We start from the raw sequence: 15,888 nt of genomic DNA on the forward strand, positions 1-15,888 counted from the left end.
TGGATGCCCTCCTGATCTATACTGGAATCGCTACCTGATAGGTAGTCCATCACGCCTCAGGGCGTTGACTTTGCACCGCTCCCATGCGGTGCTGCTGCCCACTGCGGCAGCAAGGCCCCGCCAAAAGGCGGGGCCTTCACATTTCAGGCCTCCGACGATTCGACACGATTCCGGCCCCCCTGCTTGGCCCGGTACAAGGCCTGATCGGCGGCCTTCAGCGTCGATTCGACATCGCCTCCGTCCCAGACCGCCACCCCGGCAGACAAGGTGATCACAGCGTCGCCCAGCAACCGCGCGTTTTCCATGGCGGCCCGCAAACGCTCGGCAACCCGCATGGCCTCCGCCAGATCGATCTGCGGCAGCACCCACAGGAATTCCTCGCCGCCCTGGCGGAACAAGCCATCTCCCTGACGCGCCTGGACCCGCATCAGGTCGGCCAGCCCGACGATCACGCGATCCCCCATATCGTGACCGTACTGATCATTGACCCGCTTGAAGAAATCGATGTCCAAGGCCACCACGGCAAACGGCCGAGCCTGCGCCTCCAGGGTCTTCAAGGCGATGTCCAGCCCACGCCGGTTGCCCAGCCTCGTCAGCGGGTCCGTATGCGCAGCGCTGTGCAGTTCGCCCATCTGAATACGCACCCGCCCGTACCCCGCCAGCAACGCCCGGCGCAGGCGCTGTGCCTCCAGATACCAGCAATTCACGACCGTGATGCGCCGCGCCGTGCTGTCCTCGTAACCATCCTGAACGATCTGCGACAACTCGCCCAGCGGCCGGGAGATCCAGCGTGACAGCAGCCACAGCAGGACGAGCAACACCAGCGCCGGCCATATCGTCAGCCACAGCACCCGCATCATCAAATCGCTCAGCTCGCGCAGCGCAAGCTCCACGGGGCGCTGTACCACGATTCCCCAGTCGGCCGCCGCCACGTATGCATAACCGGCCAGCATGTCCACGCCACGGCTGTTGACCTGACGCATCTGGCCCGACCGCCCCTTGAGGACAGCGTCGATGACCGGATTATTGGCAACGTCCGAACCGATACGTTCGACCTGCGGGTGATACAGCAGGCGTCCTCGCGCATCGACCACGTAGACATACGTGCCGTCCCGGAAATACTGTTCGCCGATCAAACGCTGCAGCCCGCCCTCGGCCTGCAGATAGACGGTGGCGGCCAGGTGGCCCAGCAAACGCTCTTCTCCATCGAACAGAGGGTGCGAGAGCGTAATGGCCAGATTGCCCAGCACCGTCACGAACGGCGGACTGATCGCCGGCAGCCGCTCGTTCGCCAGATTGCGCCACCTGTCCGGGTCGACCTTCCGGCCCCTCAAACCCAGCCCCATCGGCGAGGCGGCCTGCACCACGCCCAGCACATTCGTCACGGCCACGGCATTGAAGCCCAGTTCCTGGTGACGCAGGCGCTCCGTCTCTGCCTGAGCCACCGCAGGCGCCATCCCCGAGCGGGCCAGGAGATCGGCCGAATAGGCCAGATTGGCCTGCGCCCGCAGCAGCATATCGGACGTCGTCCGGGCAAGCTTGGTGGCGAACGCCTCGTTGGCCTCCAGCGTATTGGCCATCAACTGCTGCCGCTGCACCTGGTAGGCTCCCGCCATGCCGCCCGCCAGCATCACCGCCGCGCTGAACACGGCCAGCAGCAGGATCAGTTGTCGTAGATTGATTCTGGATGGTCTCCGGATGTGCATCCGCCCTGTTTTCCTTCCGGGGCGGGCCCCGTTCCTGGTCGTTCTCTGAAGCTTGAACTATACGCCAGAGAACATGAGCATCTGCGGCATCATGCGCTTGCCCCTGGTGACTTGCATGCTTGGAATTCCCCCCCTATAATTGCGTGCTTTGGCGCATTAGCTCAGCTGGTTAGAGCGACGGAATCATAATCCGCAGGTCCCCTGTTCGAATCAGGGATGCGCCACCAGAATTATCAAGGGCTTAGGTGAAAACCTAGGCCCTTTTTCTTGCCCACATCAGACCAGTTATTAGACAGTGTCTAATAACTCGCAGCCGATGCCCGCCACCGAGCGGGCTTTTTTGCGTCTGAGATCACCGCAGCGACTCGTAGGCCCTCTCGCAAGCCAGTCCAGCTATTTGGACCCGGTCAGCGAATCCACTGACGTCTCGACCAGCCTCGTCCAGCCCGCTGAGCAGCCCGACGAGCAGATCGAGGGTGTCGGCACCTGACTGACCCTGGCTTCCGCCGGCAGCGGCGGGATCTCGGCCGGCGGCACGGAGACGGGCGACTTGCTGGCGCAGGCGCTCAGAAGCAGCACGGGCGCGATCAGCATCAGCAGCCGCAACGGCGGCCTGTTCCTTGGCATCATTGATAACTCCTTCGCGCACCGTCCACCGGCGCTGTTCCGTTGCCCTGGCCAGCGCCTGGGCGTCTGCGATTTGTTGCGCCTGGTCGCGCTCCATGCCCGAGATCTTGGCGTCGTAGCGCCAGCCTTGGACTGTCCACGCGGCGGGCCCGGCGATCAGAGCCCCGGCCAGACCAGCGGCCGCGTAGCCCTTCCAGCCAGCCAGGGCACGAATAGCAGCGGCGATCATGCCGCCCCCAGCGCAGCGCAGGCCGCACGGTAATGGCCCAGCCACGTGTTCGGATGCGGCCGCCCGGGCCTCCAAACTCGCTGGTACAGGTTCCAGGCGCCCAGATGGTCACCCACCGCCGGCAGCGCGCGCGGATCGGTCCACAGCAACAGTCGGCCGAGCGCCACGGCCAGGATGTCGTCCCGGTCCAGGGCGTCATAGACCTGCTGGGGCGCAGCCACGACGCCGCGCGCGAGGCACACGTCGGCGGCATAATCCCGGCTGGCCGCATGCGTCAGCACGCCCTTGACGCCTCCACCGCGCTCGAATTGCAGCAGACCCCGAGCCGGGCCCTTGATCCACGGACGCGACCGGTCCACGACCTGCCAGCGGTGCGCCAGCCCGGATTCTTGCAGAGCGATGGCCAGCAGCATGATGCGCGCCTCGATCGAGCCCATCTTCGCCGGCAGCAGATCCAGAGCGGGCTCCATGATTTCGCCGACGAATACCTGCGGCGTCATCGGCAACGCCGCCATTTGATTGCTCATAGTCCACACCTCGCCATGGCCGCCACATTCCCTCGCGCCCGCACGACCATGACAGCGATCAGCACCGACACAGCCGCATCCCAAGCCGACGCGCCGCCGGCGTTGAGCGATACGTCGATCGCCTGGCCGCCCAGCGACACAAGAAGCAGATACGCCAGGATCGAGATCCACGGCTTGTACCGACTGCCCCCGCGTCGGTAGCACATCAGCACGGCTACCGAAATCAGATTTGCCAGCAAAATGATGTGCGCGGCCATGTCAGCCTCCTTTGCGAAACGCGGACACGAGCGAGTCCCAGACCTCACGAAAACTCACTGTCTTGATCCGATCAATCACGGTGATCGTGGTATGTACGACCAGCGCCGACACCAGGAACGCAGCGATGAACGGCGACTGGATAGGCGACAGCGCGGCAACATCCGGCACGGCCGCGTAGCCAACCACCAGAGACACCAGCGCGTAGATAACGCGCGGCACGCGAGCCGTATCCTTTGCCGTCAGCGCAAACGTCACGGCTCCGGCGAATGCCCCGGCCACGGCGCCGGGATCCAACTGGGTCAGCAGCGCCGTCAGGCTCACGGTGGCAGCCACGGCCCCAGCCGTTGCGATACTCGATGCAGGTTCTGCCATTCCAAACTCCCATAAAAAAAGCCCGCATCGAGTACGGGCATTGTTGAAATACTTTGTTGCGTGGCCTACAACGGGTCTTTTGCCCGCCATGAACGACCGTCGCCGCCTGCGCCTGGTGCGCAATCTCCCCACCCTCGCCCAGGCCCTGGAGCGCTACCTGGCCGAAGTGTCGGCCCGGAAGAAAAGCCATCTGCAGGAGCAATCCGTGGCGCGGATCTGGCTGCGCACAACCCTGGCCAGCCGCAACCTGGCCAGGGTCACGCCGGCTGACCTACAGCGCCTGCGCGACGAATGGCTGCAAGATCGCAAGCCGGGCACCGTCAATAGGCGCCTGGCACTGATCTCGCACCTGTACACCGTCGCACGCAAAGAATGGGGCTATACGTGGCTGGCCAACCCTGTGCAGCTGGTCACCCGGCCGGTGGTAGACGACGCCCGCGACCGACGGCTCTTCACCCGGATCCGGCTGAACGGCCTGTCGCCTGCGGAATGCCCGCGCAGCGAGCTCGACTGGATCATCCGCGCCACCCGCTCTGAGGCCCTGCCCACGATCCTGCGGCTGGCCGTCGAGACCGGTATGCGGAGATCCGAGATCGTCATGCTGCGCCGCGAGCAGATCGATCTGACGCACGGCGTGGTGACGCTCACAGACACCAAGAACGGCGACACCCGCTACGTGCCGCTATCCCCGTTTGCCCGTGACGCCCTGCGCCGATGGCTGGCCGGTCGCCCGATGCGCGGCAGGATATTCAGCGTGACGGCTGGGGCGATGACCCGCGCGTTTGCCCGGGCCCGCGATCGAGCTCGCCGCCAATACGAGGTCCTGTGCAAGCGGCACGGCCGCCGTCCGGTGCGGGCCTACTTCGTCGACCTGCGGCTGCACGACCTGCGCCACGAGGCCACGACGATGCTGTCCGACGTCTACCCCGCGCACGCCCTGGCCAAGGTCACCGGCCACAGGGACACGAGGATGCTCATGCGGTACTACAACCCCAGAGGCAGAGACCTGGCCCAGCAGCTCATGCGCTCCAAACTCGGCCGCTGGCAATCTGAGCAGCTACGCCTGGCCGCCTGAAGGCCAGCCAGTCATGACGTCGTAGACCTGGATGACGGCGCGATCATCCGGCAGCGCCTCGATGGCGTCGTGGTGCACGCGTTCGGCCGTGTAGCACGCCTGCACGAATTGCCCGATTGCGCCCGCGATCTGCTTCACATCCGCGACCGTGACGCGCACCCACCCGGTTTCGGCCTTGAAATCGACTTCATCGGTATCCTGCAGACCGGCCAGCGCAGCATTGGCCACGACCGATGTGATGCGATTCTGGTCGTCGATCGACGTACCCACGCGCACGCCGGTCTGCAGCGTGATGCCGCCCGTCATGACCGCCCACCGCTGATCCGTGGCGGCCTGCAGCTTGGCCTGGCGCAGTTCGGTCGACGTCGGCTCCGGCGCCGGCGGCTCTTCCGTGTGCAGCCAGCCAGGCACCGGCCCGACGCCGTCGTACACCTGGCCATCGTGATCCTCGCTCAGCGTGTAGAGCTTCCCGTGGCCCAGCCAGAGCGTGTCTTTGCGATGGTCCTCGATGACTTCCCAGGATCCGGTGCTCGGGTCGCCGTAGGCCTTGGTATCGACGACCGGATGCAGCGCGGTCACCCAACGAGTGACGTGCCCGGCCGGGACCGCCGGCGGCTCGACCAAGACCTGCAGATGCCCCTTCGTGGGGGCCTCACGCGCATACGGCGCATCGCCCTGCAGCAGGGCCTGATCATTAATCTGGTAGACGGTAAGCATAACGACTCCAGCCCCGCATTTACGGGGCAAATGGTTTGGAAAAAGGAAAGTGACTGCAGGGCTGCGAATCCAAGGCTGGCTGGGGCGTACCAGGCGGATGCTCTGCAAAACATCACAGGGGCTGCCTCCCAAGAAGGCGGCAGCACTGGATTTTTTAGTCCTTCTGGCACCACCGGGGCTCTTATGGTGAAGGGCACAGCTACTGGCACGGGCCCGGCCGGAACCGCCGGCGCAAACTACTACCGCGGCATCACATTGGACGCCTCCCGGGTAGTCCGCGCGTCATCGGAAACGCGCAGCGCCAGTAGTGCTGTCTCCGCCGTCGTGCTGGTCTGAGTGACTGCCTTGCTGCGAATGCGAGACTCACAGGGATGTTTCAAGCTGACGCTGGTCAGGGCCACTGGCACCGTATCCAGGGCCAGCCGGCAGGCGCGGTGACTTCAGGGATCGGAAATTACAGTTTTCCCCAGGCCCCCGGAGGGGTGAATGATGTCTCTGGAGGCAACGCGCTTGGGACAGTCTGGGCAACAAACGTCGTCACTGGGGCGGTCTCTGACGGTGTCCACGGAACCCCACGGATCTCGTCAGAGACTCGCGGAAGCTCTACTGCGGTAGCTGCCGCGATCTTGGTGTAAGGGGTCAGATCAGGAGGACAGGCAGGACGGCCATATTCTCGGGCCGTGTCTCTGCGCCGCCAGTAGATCCGGTGACCGTGTCATTGTTTCCCGTTACCCGGCCAGTCCCAGCCGCCCCTACGTTTCCGTACGGGGTAAAGCCCGCGTGAGCGTGCGCCCGTATCTGATCCGCCTGGCGCGTCCCCACAAGCCTCGCATTCGCAGTGTCAGCGTCAGTTCCGGCCATCCGCAGGAAAACATCCTGCAAATCCGGGGCCTTCCAATCGCCGCCGCCAAGGTCCGCAATGCGGCCCCAGCCCTTCGCCCAGTCCACCGCAGCAACGACCTGGCCGCGCTCCCGGAACAGGGCGATCAGGCGTTTTTGCTTCGGGTCGGACATGGACCACACGCCGCCCGTCGCCGACATCTCCCAGGCCCGGGGCGTCGGCGCGAAGTGCGACGGGATCTCGCCGCACAGGACGCTGCGGTAGCCCTCGAAGTACGCGCTGGTCGTCCAGACGTACAGATAGCCACCCATGTCAGTGCAGATTGCGGGGCCCTGATCAGCGGTAGCAGAGTCGAGTTCGGCGAAGGTGGCGCCGGGGATGCCAGAACGGAAATCAGCCAGCACAGCCCCCAGCGTGGCCGGCGTGATTGCCAGCAGCGCCGAAGCAAGCGCCTTCGCCTCGGCCTCCGTGGCGATCTCGATCAAGCCCTTCTTCGTGGTGCTGGCGTCCGGAGCCGTAGCGGCCAGGATCTGCACCAGCGCAGACAAGTCCCCGGCGGCAAGCGTCACACCCTTGGCGGTGGCGGCCAATTTCAGTTGGCCGTACAGCCAGTTCGCCTTCTGGTCGGCGATACGATGCACTGCGTTGAACTGCTCGACACTCGGCGGCACGCTGCCGATCGATGCCCAGCCAAGTTTGTATTGGGTGTCGATCCAGGTGTCGATCGCGCCGTTCTCGCCCCAGGCGTATTCGAACGCACTGAAAAAGTCCACGTTTGCCATGTGCTGCCCTCAAAAAGAAAAACCGCCCGGGCGGGCGGCTGGTATTGCTGTTGCTGTACGGTCAGATCCGGCGAGACATCACGCCCACGCCGAACCCGAAAAATCCCTGGTTGCTGAAGCCAAACGGCTTTTCCGTCGATCCGGTCAGAATCTGCACGCCCACGCCGGCCGCCAGCGGAATCCAGCGGTACGGGTTGACCATCAGCGGATCGTTCGGGCCTGGGATTTTGCTGATCCAGATGCGGACCTTGGCGTTGCCGGCATCCTTGATCCGGACATAGGCAACGTCGAAGATCGGCCGAATCGCGGCGATGATCTCGGGCGCCGTGCCGTGCCCGTTGTTGACGGCGATCTTCCAGTACAGGACCTTGCGATATTCGGCATCCAGCAGACGAGTCGATCCGGACACCGCCTTCTCGTAGCCGCGCCGAAACCGCGCCTGTCCGAACCCCAGGGCCCCAGGCTGCCCATCGAACCCGAAGAATTTCACGTAGACGGTGTCGGCGATCTCGCGCGGCTGGCCGACGATCTCGCCGATGCCATCGAGTTGCTGGCCGACGGCCGTATCCAGCCACCGGTCCTCGAATAGCTGGCGCAGCGCGCCCTGCAGGCCCTGGACCGGCGCATACAAGGCGCGCACGACCGACTCCAAGCGTGGGCTGTTGCCGTACTGCGCGAGGAAATTTCCCCAGGCGATGTCCGCGTGTTGCTGCTGCAGGTCCATCACGTCACCTCGATGCGGCTGGGGTCGAACATCGCCCGCTCGATGTCGCCAATAGCGATGTTGGCAGCCGAGTAGTCGCCGGGGGCGGGGATGTTGCCCGGGTCGCTGGCAAAGGCAAATTGCAGATCCACCTCAGCAATCCCTTTGGTCTGGTAGATGCCGGAGAAGAACCGCTGAACGATCACGTCCTGGCCAATCTCGTGGGCCTGGCCAGTCACGTTGATCGACTCGGCCACCAGCTCGAAGCCATCGACCGGAAACGGCTGTTCCGCTGCCGGCAGCAGGGTCAGAGCCGCTTTCACCCAGACGTAGACCGGGGTCGGCCGGTCGAACCGAATCAACTGGTCGCCCTCGAGCGCGGTCACGGTCTTCTCAATGGCTCCGTTCGTGTCGATGCCCGCAGCCTTGTACTTGTAGATGGCCGTCGCGATCTCTTCCTCGATGCCGCCGTCCACGACAACATGCAGGCTGTGCGGCAGACGACCGTCCACGACCGCGTCGGTGTCGTTCTGGAACACCTTGATAGCCCGGATGCCGGAGACCTCGCGCTGGATGTTCGGCGCGATGCTGGGCAGTGTGGCAGCGCCGAACCGGAACACACCGGTCTGGTAGCGGCGGCGCAGCTCGGCATCGGTCTCAGTGCTGCGCCCTACGGATCCGCTCACCAGGTTCGTCACCGCCTGCCAACCGTCCACCAGCGTCACAATGGTGTCCAGGTCGCCGGGCCCCACCGTTTCGGCAATAGGGTCGATGGTCTGCGCCAGGACTCGGCTGCCCAGTGTGGCCACGGCGAGATTGGCTGATGGCTCAACGGATGCCTCTCCGACATCCACGGCTAGCAACCGGACCGCCGATCCATCGCTCGATACCTGCATAGGGCTGGCCGCCAGGGTCGCAACCAGGCCGGCCAGAATGTCGCCGATGGTCGCCACTGCATCGCTGGTGTAGCTGTAGGCCACACTGTTGATCGTGACTGTGTACGTGGTGCTATTCAGCACGGTCGGCACCAGACGGACATCAGCCGCGCCCAGGGCGCTGATCGTCGCGGCCTGCGCGGTCTCCCACAGCGACTGAGTGACGCGATTACGGATCTGGGCGCCAACCGGCACCGGGGTACCCTGCAGCCCATAGACGATCACGTAGCACTTGGAGCGCTCGGCAGCCAGTCTGGACACGCCCGAAAACGCGACTGCCCGATCCAGCGATGTTCCAGAAGCTGAGCCTGGGTACATGGCATAGTAGACGCCCTCGCCCATCTCCCACAGCGCAGTCTCGCGGTCGGCGAAGGTGTCGATCAGTACCCCCATGACTGAGTCCGGGCGCGTCTCGATATCGTCGGGCAGGCCCTTGGCGCGCAGGTTCGCCCGCAAGACTTCGATGATCTCGACCCGGATTTCAGGCAGGCGCGGGCGAACGAACCCCGCCGGGGTCACACCGTAATCTGGCATGTGATGATTTCCTATCGGGTGACGCTGACCGTGATCGGCCCTTCGTCGGTTTGGATGCCGGGCAGCGTGATGCGGCCTTGGCGGGTCTTGGCGTCGATCTCGATTTGAACTGTGGGAACGCCAGTCACACCCGGCACGTCGCGCACCTTGGCGCGGATGATGGATTCGACCTGAGCGCGGTTGGGCGACTTGATCATGACGGCTTCCAGGTACGGCACGCCCCAGGTGCCATCCAGAAACCACTCACTCAAGAAGGTCAGCAGCGTGATCTTGATCTGCTGTGCCACGCGGACCGCGCCGTCGGCCAGCACCAGATCCCGGTCCTTGCCTAGGGCCAGGTCGTGACCCAGGCCCAGTTTGATGTCGACGCTCATACCACCTCGCCCGTCTGCCCGCCGCCCGGCGTGACGCCGTCGTGCTTGTGGGTGCTGTCGATCACCTTGCCGTCATGTGTGATTGCGCCGCCGGTGAAGTTCGCGCCGCCTTCGATTGTGGTGCCCGCGCCGCCGCCCGACCCAGACAGGCCCGCCGTGTAGGTCAGCAGACCGTTTACCGTCACTTTGCTGTTGAACGTCGTCTGTTCGGCGTTGAAGGTGTTGGTCTGGCTATTCACGGTCATGGTGGGCACGTTGATGGTCAGGTCGCCGCTGGGCGCCAGCTTGATGGTGCCAGGCCCGTACTGGATGCAGACATTCTCAGTATCTGCCACCGGCCCCGGGCGCATGACCGGCGTGGCGAAACAGTCGGACAGGTCGAACTGGCGCGGGTCGTCCGGGGCCTGATCGGATCCTGACAACCAGTTTTCCAGACTGCGCTGGCTGAAGTTCAGCTTCACGGGGTCGCCCGGCTTGAGCGGCACCGTGACCATGGCGCGGCCGCCGTCGGCAATCGGCCAGCACACCGGCACCTGTACGATCTGCGGCGCGGACAGCGTCTGGCCGTTGGCCAACTGCTTGGGCATGGCCGGGCGCACCGTCGCGGTCTTGCCGTCATAGGCCACGATGACGCCCGGCAGGCAAACGTTGACCTCGGCCAACGCGGCTTGGATCAGCTCCTTCATTTTTTGTCCTTCTTACGTGGCGGCGCGTTGCGGTCCACCAGTTCCAGTTCGGTTTGCCAGTCGCCTGACCCGCCCCAGTCGCCCGTGTGGTGCAGCGCCTCGATCCGAAACCATCCTTCGATCGTGCGACTTTCCAGCTTCACCAGGTCGCCGGGATTGAGCGTGGGTAGCAACAGGCTTTTGACCCGCCAGCCGTCGATCTGCTGCTTGGCCGAGACGATGTCCTTGTTGTCGCCGCTTCGCTGATCCTTCACGCGGGCCTTTTCGCGGGCGCCCTTGCGCATGCGCTCCGGATACCCGATCAGGCCGCTGTCGGCCGCCAGCACGAACGCCTGGCGCGGCGTGGTACCGAGGCGCGGGATAATCTGCAGCTCGCCGTTCTGGATCGACCATTCCAGGCCCGTGCCCTGCACGATCTTGTGCAGAGCCACTCGGGCGGCACCGTAGTAGCTGTAGCCGTTCTGCCAGACGCGATCCGGCACGTCGGCGGCCATATTCAGGCGCAGGCCCATCTGGCGGGCCAGGTCGCGGGCGACAGTGTTGGCGCGCGCGCCCGGCCCATAGCCCAGGCTCACCACGGTGTCGCGGATCTCGGCGTAACCGTCCAGCACCTCAAGCTCGGTCACCACATCCGGACCGTCGAAGTACGTCCAGGCCTCGGCCACGGTGCCATAGGCCAGCAGCAGCGGCCCGTCTTCCTCGGCGTAGCCAGCATACAGAGCCGCTACCGTATCGGGCTCCTCCATCGCCTCTCGAGTGTCTTTGGCCAGATTCCAGATGCGGATCTTCGTGACGTTGGGCTCTTCCTTGGTGTCCTTGTCCGCCTCGAAGGTGATCCGCATGGGCGGCACGATCTCCACGCCCTTCTGGCCCGGATGGCCCACCAGCAGGCGGTAGTCACGATTGAAGCGCGGCAACTTCGGCCTCCGTCAGGTAGTAGAGCGCAGCGGCGCCAGTCAGGAACGTGTCACGACCGATCCGCAGATCGTCGTCGTTGGCGTAGACCACAAACTCGCCGGCCGGCACGGCCAGATGCCGGAACTGCTCAAGCAACGGCGTGTTGGGCACCAGCGACAGCCCACGGATGATGTCCTCGTTGCGGGCATTGGCGATTCCCATCACCCAGATACCGGCCTCGCTGTTCCAGTCAAAGCGCAGGAAGAACGTCACATCCTCCAGGCCAGCCTCGATCACGAAGCTGTTTTGGTCACGCATGGGGATCTGGATCATTTGCCCCACCCCGTGCGGCTGGCCAGGTCGGACGGCGGCTCAGCCTGTGCCGACTCGGTGCTGGTCTTGCCGCCCTTGGCACCCGTCTGTCCAGCTTTTCCCTTGGCGCTGCCCTGGGCCTTGGCCGGCGGGATGTCGGCCTGGCGCAGACTCACCTTCTGAATCTTCTGGAATTCACAGGTGATAGTGATCTTCTCGCCTTCATTGGTGCGACCGATCTTGGCATTGCTCATGCCGTACTCGGTATAGATGTCCATCCCTGTGACGATGGTGACCGGCAGGCGGTCCCTGTGGATCTGGCGCAGCGCTTCCTTGGCCTGGATCAGCTTCGAGCGCCCACCGGCGCCCAGTAACAGAACGCCCGCCGCCGTCACCACACCAGACAGCGCCAGGCGCTCCGGCTCTTGCGTGATGTGGTCGGTCACCGGCGGGCCATCTTCGACCGCGTAGCCGGTGACATTCGCCGCCAGTTCCGTGTCCTCGGTCAGCAAGGCATCCAGAGGCACGCTGCCGATCATGGTCTGGGGGCTGCCCAGATTGAACAGGAGGGAGAGGAATGCCATTTCGATCATCCAAAAAGAAAGCGGCTCCAAAGAGCCGCCTTTGCTTACTGCCGTGCCTTACGTCCGTTTTGCCCACCGAAACCGAAGCGTCGCCCACAACGCAGAGGCGTAGCCGCGCGACGTCAGCATGTTGGACACCAGCACGGCGTCCACTGCCACGGGGTCATGAGCAGGCAACAGCATCCTAGCAATCGCGAACTTCGCGTGGTCGTATCGCGTAGTTCCAGGGAGGCGTGCAAGCCGCATTCTTACAAATTGTCGTATATTAGTCATTTTTACCTATACCTCCGATCCAATGAATTCTGCTGAACGTCTTTCCCGGCTAGCGAAGGCAATGACCTCATCTCCGTCTAATCCACAGCACGTGGGCATTCAAATGTGGCCGAACGTCCTGAGCTCGCTAACAGATCAGGAGTCTTGGGAAAATGATCAGATAAGTCGGTTCTTGGTGACGATCCAAGATGAGATAGCGGATCTCAACGACGAACTAAGGGAGCGCGGCGTCCCTGAGACACTATTCGCCAATTACCTAACAAACATGCGATCATCCGTGGACCCTATGCGGCAAAAAGACAACTGGCAGTCACTGCTCAAGGCATTTGATAAACCCAGGACAGACTGCCTGCAGTGGGCATCATTGTATTTAGGAGACGAGGAAGAGGAGATCTCCAGGGAGGAGATGGAAGACCTCGTTTCCGCTATAGAAAAACTAAAGAACCTCATCTCGACCGGACAAATCCCAGGCCCTTTGCGACGATCGATGCAAAAACACATCGCAAACATGGAAGATGCGATCGCAGACTACCCTATAAGAGGGGTGGGCTCTATCAGAACGGCACTAGAAGCCTCTACCGGAATCCTACACAGCAGCAAGGACGCCTACAAATCCGCAATGCAAACCGATCAAGGAAGAGACATCATCGGATCGGCACGAGAAATGCTCGAGAAAGCCGGTGGACTTATCGATGCGGCGGGCAAGAAAGCCGACGCCATCGGAAAAATCGGATCTGCCTTGGGTGCGGCGTTCAAGCTTCTCTCATAGCCGCCCGTAGGCGGCTGGTGGAGCAAATCGATCCTTTCAGCGGCTAGCCTTCATCGCCTCGGCCTTCGCCTTCACCTCCTGATCAAACGACTTGGATTTGTTCAAGGCAGAAAGTTCTTTATCGCAAGCCTTTTGATCGATTCCGCACCTCGTCTTCTCCCCCAGCCGAGCCTCTGAGACGGACAGCAGAGCGCCCATCCGCAGGCCAAGTCCGTCAAATTCGTCATTTTCAGGGTGACGAATTGCGCCCAACATCTTCTCCTTGATATCCGACTCAAACTCATCACCGAATCGGCACCCGGCGAGCATGGGCGCGCCCAAAACAATACCGCCGCCCTGACAGACAATCATAACTTTGGCTCCCTTCCGAAGCTTGGCGACACGCGGTGCCGACCCACCATCGAACGCTGCCTGAACAGCAGAGAATTCTGGGCCGTCGAGCACAAGAAACGGAGAATTCCCCATACCGCTCTTGATGGCTTTCACATTGCCAGCCACCAAAAGGCGTTTTCGATAGTATTGCTGGTCACCAAGAACTTCGTTCTGACGATAGTCGTCGGAGATTTTTTTCGCCGTCACCCGCTCAATATCTAGGATGCCACCAGATACCGATCTCGCTCCTTTCAGGAAACTGCCGAAATCGTTCTGGAAATAATACTCAAAGATCGCGGCTTGCTTGGCGTTCATTCCTCCGGCAGCGAAGGTCGCTCCGGGCACAATCAGACCAACCGTCAGAAACAAAGACCGCCAAAGCATATCGCCCTCCTCCTGTAGCGTTCGGCTTTATTCTAAGGCATCGCCTCGACGTTGGGGGTCAGATGTCCCGGAGGCATCACAGGCACAGCAGAGCCATATCCGCGTCGCACACCATCCTCTGCCGCTCGACCAACGGCAGTCGGGTTCCCAGCAACGCCCTGAATCGTGATATTCGTCTGGCGATTGTCCTGGGCTGAAACCGAAGCGCTCCCAGCTCCCTGAACAGTTGACGCTGATGGGCCGGGTTTGCTCCCCTTGAGGATGTCCGGCACCAGCCCATCAAAGAATCCAACCAGTCCGTCTTTCTTTTCAATGAACCAGTCCAGCAACCGCTGAAAGCTGGCTCTCACCTCAGCCCAGGACTGCGCCGCGCCCTCCGTGAACGCCTTCCAGATATCCTCTCCGGCTTTCTGGATGTCGCCCCAATAGCGGATGATGATCAGCGCCACGGCGGCAATAGCTGTCGGAATCCAGCCGATCAGCATCGCAACGCCGGCGATGACCAGCCCAGCCGTCCCCCACTTCTTGGCAAACTCGCCCACGGACAAGCTGGCATCGCCGATCAGGTTCTTCACGCCCTCCAGGATGCCTTTCACCCAGTCGATCTGCGTCTTCCACTCTTCCGACCGGCCAATGATCCCGCCCAGTACAGACTGGCCACCGCGCAGCCACGTCAGTACATCATCACCGATCAGCCTGATGGCCTCCAGAATGGCGTACATGCGCAGGAACGGCCACAACGCGGCCATTGAGGCGCCACGCATCGCCCGCAGCAGCGGCAGCAGCCGCATCACGCCGGCGGCCAGCAGCGCCATGGCCCCGATCTTGACGATTTCGGTCATGTTCTGGGCAATCAGCTTGGCTAGGCCGTAGAACGTCGCGCTGGCCGCGCTGGCCCGGTTCATCTGCCAGACCATCCGCCCCCAGGCATTACGGATCAGCGTAGCGCCGCGCCCGAAGGTCTTGGGCATGCGGTCGAATTCTTCGTTGATGCTCTCGCCTAGCTTCAGCAGACCGCCAGCCAATGCCTTGCTGGTGAGCTTGCCCTCCTGGCCCATCTGGCGCAGTTGTCCAACCGACACGCCGAAGGAATCAGCAACAGCCTGGGCCAGACGCGGAGCCTGTTCCAGAATAGAATTCAGTTCGTCGCCGCGCAACACGCCGGAGCCCAGGGCCTGGCCCAACTGTGTGAGTGCCGCCTGCTGGCTGCCGGCCGACCCGCCGCCAATGGTCAGCAGCTTGCCAATGGTGTCGGTCAGTTGCAGCGACTGATCCAGCCCCAAGCCCAGTTCCTTGCGGTTGCGGCTGACGCTGGTGAACAGGTCTCCCGTGGCCAGGTAATCTTGGCCAGACGCCTGCGCACTGGCATACAGGCTCTTGAGCGCCCGCTGCTGGTCCTCGATGCTGTCGGTTGCCAGGCCGATGCGCGCCTCGACGCCAGACCACTCATCCGCCAAGCCGGCCGCGGCTGTCACGCCGACATAGGCCAGTGCACCACGGATGTACCCTGCCAGCGCCGTGTACCCGCCGCCGATCTCGCGGACGTTTCGCGCGGACTGACGCTGCTCGCGGTTCAGGCGGCGCTGTTCGCGGATGCCCTGGATGACCTTGCCGGGCACCAGGCCATAGCTGGCCAGCGCCTGGTTGACGCCTTCGCGCCAGCCCTGCATGGCCGCACGGCCCACGCCAGAGACCTGCTGGCCAACCGTGCGTGCCTTCTTGGCGTATTCAGTCAAGCCGGTACGATCCACCTGATACCTCAACAGCGTGACAAGCTCGCGGACAACGCTCATTACTTGTTCCTTTCCATTTGCGCATGCTCAGCGGCCTGCTGGGCGTCCAGTAGCTGATTGAGGGTGATGAGATCGGTCAGATCAACTTCGCAGCGCCTGACCTCGCCCAGCGTCACCTTCCCGGCCAGGATGGGACGC

Annotated in this window: 18 protein-coding genes and 1 tRNA gene; 3 read left to right on the forward strand and 16 right to left on the reverse strand. The window is 63.2% G+C overall.

The features are described 5' to 3' along the window. Positions 1-143: 143 nt before the first annotated feature. Positions 144-1,706 carry a diguanylate cyclase domain-containing protein gene (locus WA983_RS07670; RefSeq protein WP_424248406.1) on the reverse strand — a complete coding sequence of 521 codons (1,563 nt, stop codon included), beginning with the start codon at positions 1,704-1,706 and terminating at the stop codon, positions 144-146. Between the two features lie 150 nt (positions 1,707-1,856). On the opposite strand from WA983_RS07670, the gene WA983_RS07675 reads away from it, so the two are divergent. After that, positions 1,857-1,933: transfer RNA gene (locus WA983_RS07675), tRNA-Met, on the forward strand. A 125-nt stretch (positions 1,934-2,058) separates the two neighbouring features. Here the strand turns inward: WA983_RS07675 and WA983_RS07680 are convergent. The 4 genes from WA983_RS07680 to WA983_RS07695 are packed head-to-tail and all read right to left on the reverse strand — an operon-like array spanning position 2,059 to position 3,719. After that, a complete protein-coding gene (locus WA983_RS07680) occupies positions 2,059-2,562 on the reverse strand; it encodes a DUF2514 family protein (RefSeq protein ID WP_424248405.1) in 504 nt (167 codons plus the stop codon). After that, positions 2,559-3,089: a hypothetical protein gene (locus WA983_RS07685; protein WP_424248403.1), complete on the reverse strand. Its 531-nt coding sequence runs from the start codon at positions 3,087-3,089 to the stop codon at positions 2,559-2,561. The genes WA983_RS07680 and WA983_RS07685 overlap by 4 nt, the downstream gene beginning before the upstream one ends. Further along, the gene (locus tag WA983_RS07690; protein ID WP_424248401.1) at positions 3,086-3,346 is read right to left on the reverse strand and encodes a phage holin family protein; all 261 of its coding nucleotides are present in this window, start codon (positions 3,344-3,346) and stop codon (positions 3,086-3,088) included. The genes WA983_RS07685 and WA983_RS07690 overlap by 4 nt, the downstream gene beginning before the upstream one ends. Before the next feature lies 1 nt (position 3,347). After that, complete coding sequence (locus WA983_RS07695; RefSeq protein ID WP_424248399.1) at positions 3,348-3,719, reverse strand: putative holin; 372 nt, start codon at positions 3,717-3,719, stop codon at positions 3,348-3,350. Positions 3,720-3,807: 88 nt separating this feature from the next. Between WA983_RS07695 and WA983_RS07700 the strand changes: the two genes are divergently transcribed. After that, the gene (locus WA983_RS07700; protein ID WP_424248397.1) at positions 3,808-4,794 is read left to right on the forward strand and encodes a tyrosine-type recombinase/integrase; all 987 of its coding nucleotides are present in this window, start codon (positions 3,808-3,810) and stop codon (positions 4,792-4,794) included. Here the strand turns inward: WA983_RS07700 and WA983_RS07705 are convergent. The 9 genes from WA983_RS07705 to WA983_RS07745 form a co-directional block, all read right to left on the reverse strand. Beyond that, the gene (locus WA983_RS07705) at positions 4,777-5,511 is read right to left on the reverse strand and encodes a DUF4376 domain-containing protein (protein ID WP_424248396.1); all 735 of its coding nucleotides are present in this window, start codon (positions 5,509-5,511) and stop codon (positions 4,777-4,779) included. The genes WA983_RS07700 and WA983_RS07705 overlap by 18 nt on opposite strands. Before the next feature lie 639 nt (positions 5,512-6,150). Next, positions 6,151-7,134, reverse strand: a complete 984-nt coding sequence (locus WA983_RS07710) for a hypothetical protein (protein ID WP_424311828.1) — start codon at positions 7,132-7,134, stop codon at positions 6,151-6,153. A gap of 61 nt (positions 7,135-7,195) precedes the next feature. Then, on the reverse strand, positions 7,196-7,858 hold the full coding sequence (locus tag WA983_RS07715) for a DUF2612 domain-containing protein (protein ID WP_424311829.1): 663 nt from the start codon (positions 7,856-7,858) through the stop codon (positions 7,196-7,198). Further along, positions 7,858-9,306 carry a hypothetical protein gene (locus tag WA983_RS07720; protein ID WP_424311830.1) on the reverse strand — a complete coding sequence of 483 codons (1,449 nt, stop codon included), beginning with the start codon at positions 9,304-9,306 and terminating at the stop codon, positions 7,858-7,860. The genes WA983_RS07715 and WA983_RS07720 overlap by 1 nt, the downstream gene beginning before the upstream one ends. Before the next feature lie 11 nt (positions 9,307-9,317). Beyond that, positions 9,318-9,680, reverse strand: a complete 363-nt coding sequence (locus WA983_RS07725; protein WP_424311831.1) for a hypothetical protein — start codon at positions 9,678-9,680, stop codon at positions 9,318-9,320. After that, complete coding sequence (locus WA983_RS07730) at positions 9,677-10,366, reverse strand: Gp138 family membrane-puncturing spike protein (protein WP_424311832.1); 690 nt, start codon at positions 10,364-10,366, stop codon at positions 9,677-9,679. The genes WA983_RS07725 and WA983_RS07730 overlap by 4 nt, the downstream gene beginning before the upstream one ends. After that, positions 10,363-11,283, reverse strand: coding sequence for a phage protein (locus WA983_RS07735; RefSeq protein ID WP_424311833.1), 921 nt, complete (start codon positions 11,281-11,283; stop codon positions 10,363-10,365). Before WA983_RS07735 ends, WA983_RS07730 begins: the two co-directional genes overlap by 4 nt. Next, positions 11,264-11,596 carry a phage baseplate plug family protein gene (locus tag WA983_RS07740; RefSeq protein ID WP_424311834.1) on the reverse strand — a complete coding sequence of 111 codons (333 nt, stop codon included), beginning with the start codon at positions 11,594-11,596 and terminating at the stop codon, positions 11,264-11,266. Before WA983_RS07740 ends, WA983_RS07735 begins: the two co-directional genes overlap by 20 nt. After that, the gene (locus tag WA983_RS07745) at positions 11,593-12,159 is read right to left on the reverse strand and encodes a phage baseplate protein (protein ID WP_424311835.1); all 567 of its coding nucleotides are present in this window, start codon (positions 12,157-12,159) and stop codon (positions 11,593-11,595) included. The genes WA983_RS07740 and WA983_RS07745 overlap by 4 nt, the downstream gene beginning before the upstream one ends. Positions 12,160-12,604: 445 nt before the next feature. Here WA983_RS07745 and WA983_RS07750 point away from each other — a divergent pair, with 445 nt between their 5' ends. Beyond that, on the forward strand, positions 12,605-13,201 hold the full coding sequence (locus tag WA983_RS07750; RefSeq protein ID WP_424311836.1) for a hypothetical protein: 597 nt from the start codon (positions 12,605-12,607) through the stop codon (positions 13,199-13,201). A gap of 36 nt (positions 13,202-13,237) precedes the next feature. Here WA983_RS07750 and WA983_RS07755 read toward each other — a convergent pair whose 3' ends face one another. Beyond that, positions 13,238-13,888, reverse strand: a complete 651-nt coding sequence (locus WA983_RS07755) for an OB-fold protein (protein ID WP_424311837.1) — start codon at positions 13,886-13,888, stop codon at positions 13,238-13,240. 101 nt (positions 13,889-13,989) lie between these two features. Next, positions 13,990-15,750, reverse strand: coding sequence for a tape measure protein (locus WA983_RS07760; protein ID WP_424311838.1), 1,761 nt, complete (start codon positions 15,748-15,750; stop codon positions 13,990-13,992). Positions 15,751-15,888: the final 138 nt, after the last annotated feature.

Source organism: Castellaniella sp., assembly GCF_049650445.1.
Classification (GTDB): domain Bacteria; phylum Pseudomonadota; class Gammaproteobacteria; order Burkholderiales; family Burkholderiaceae_B; genus Castellaniella.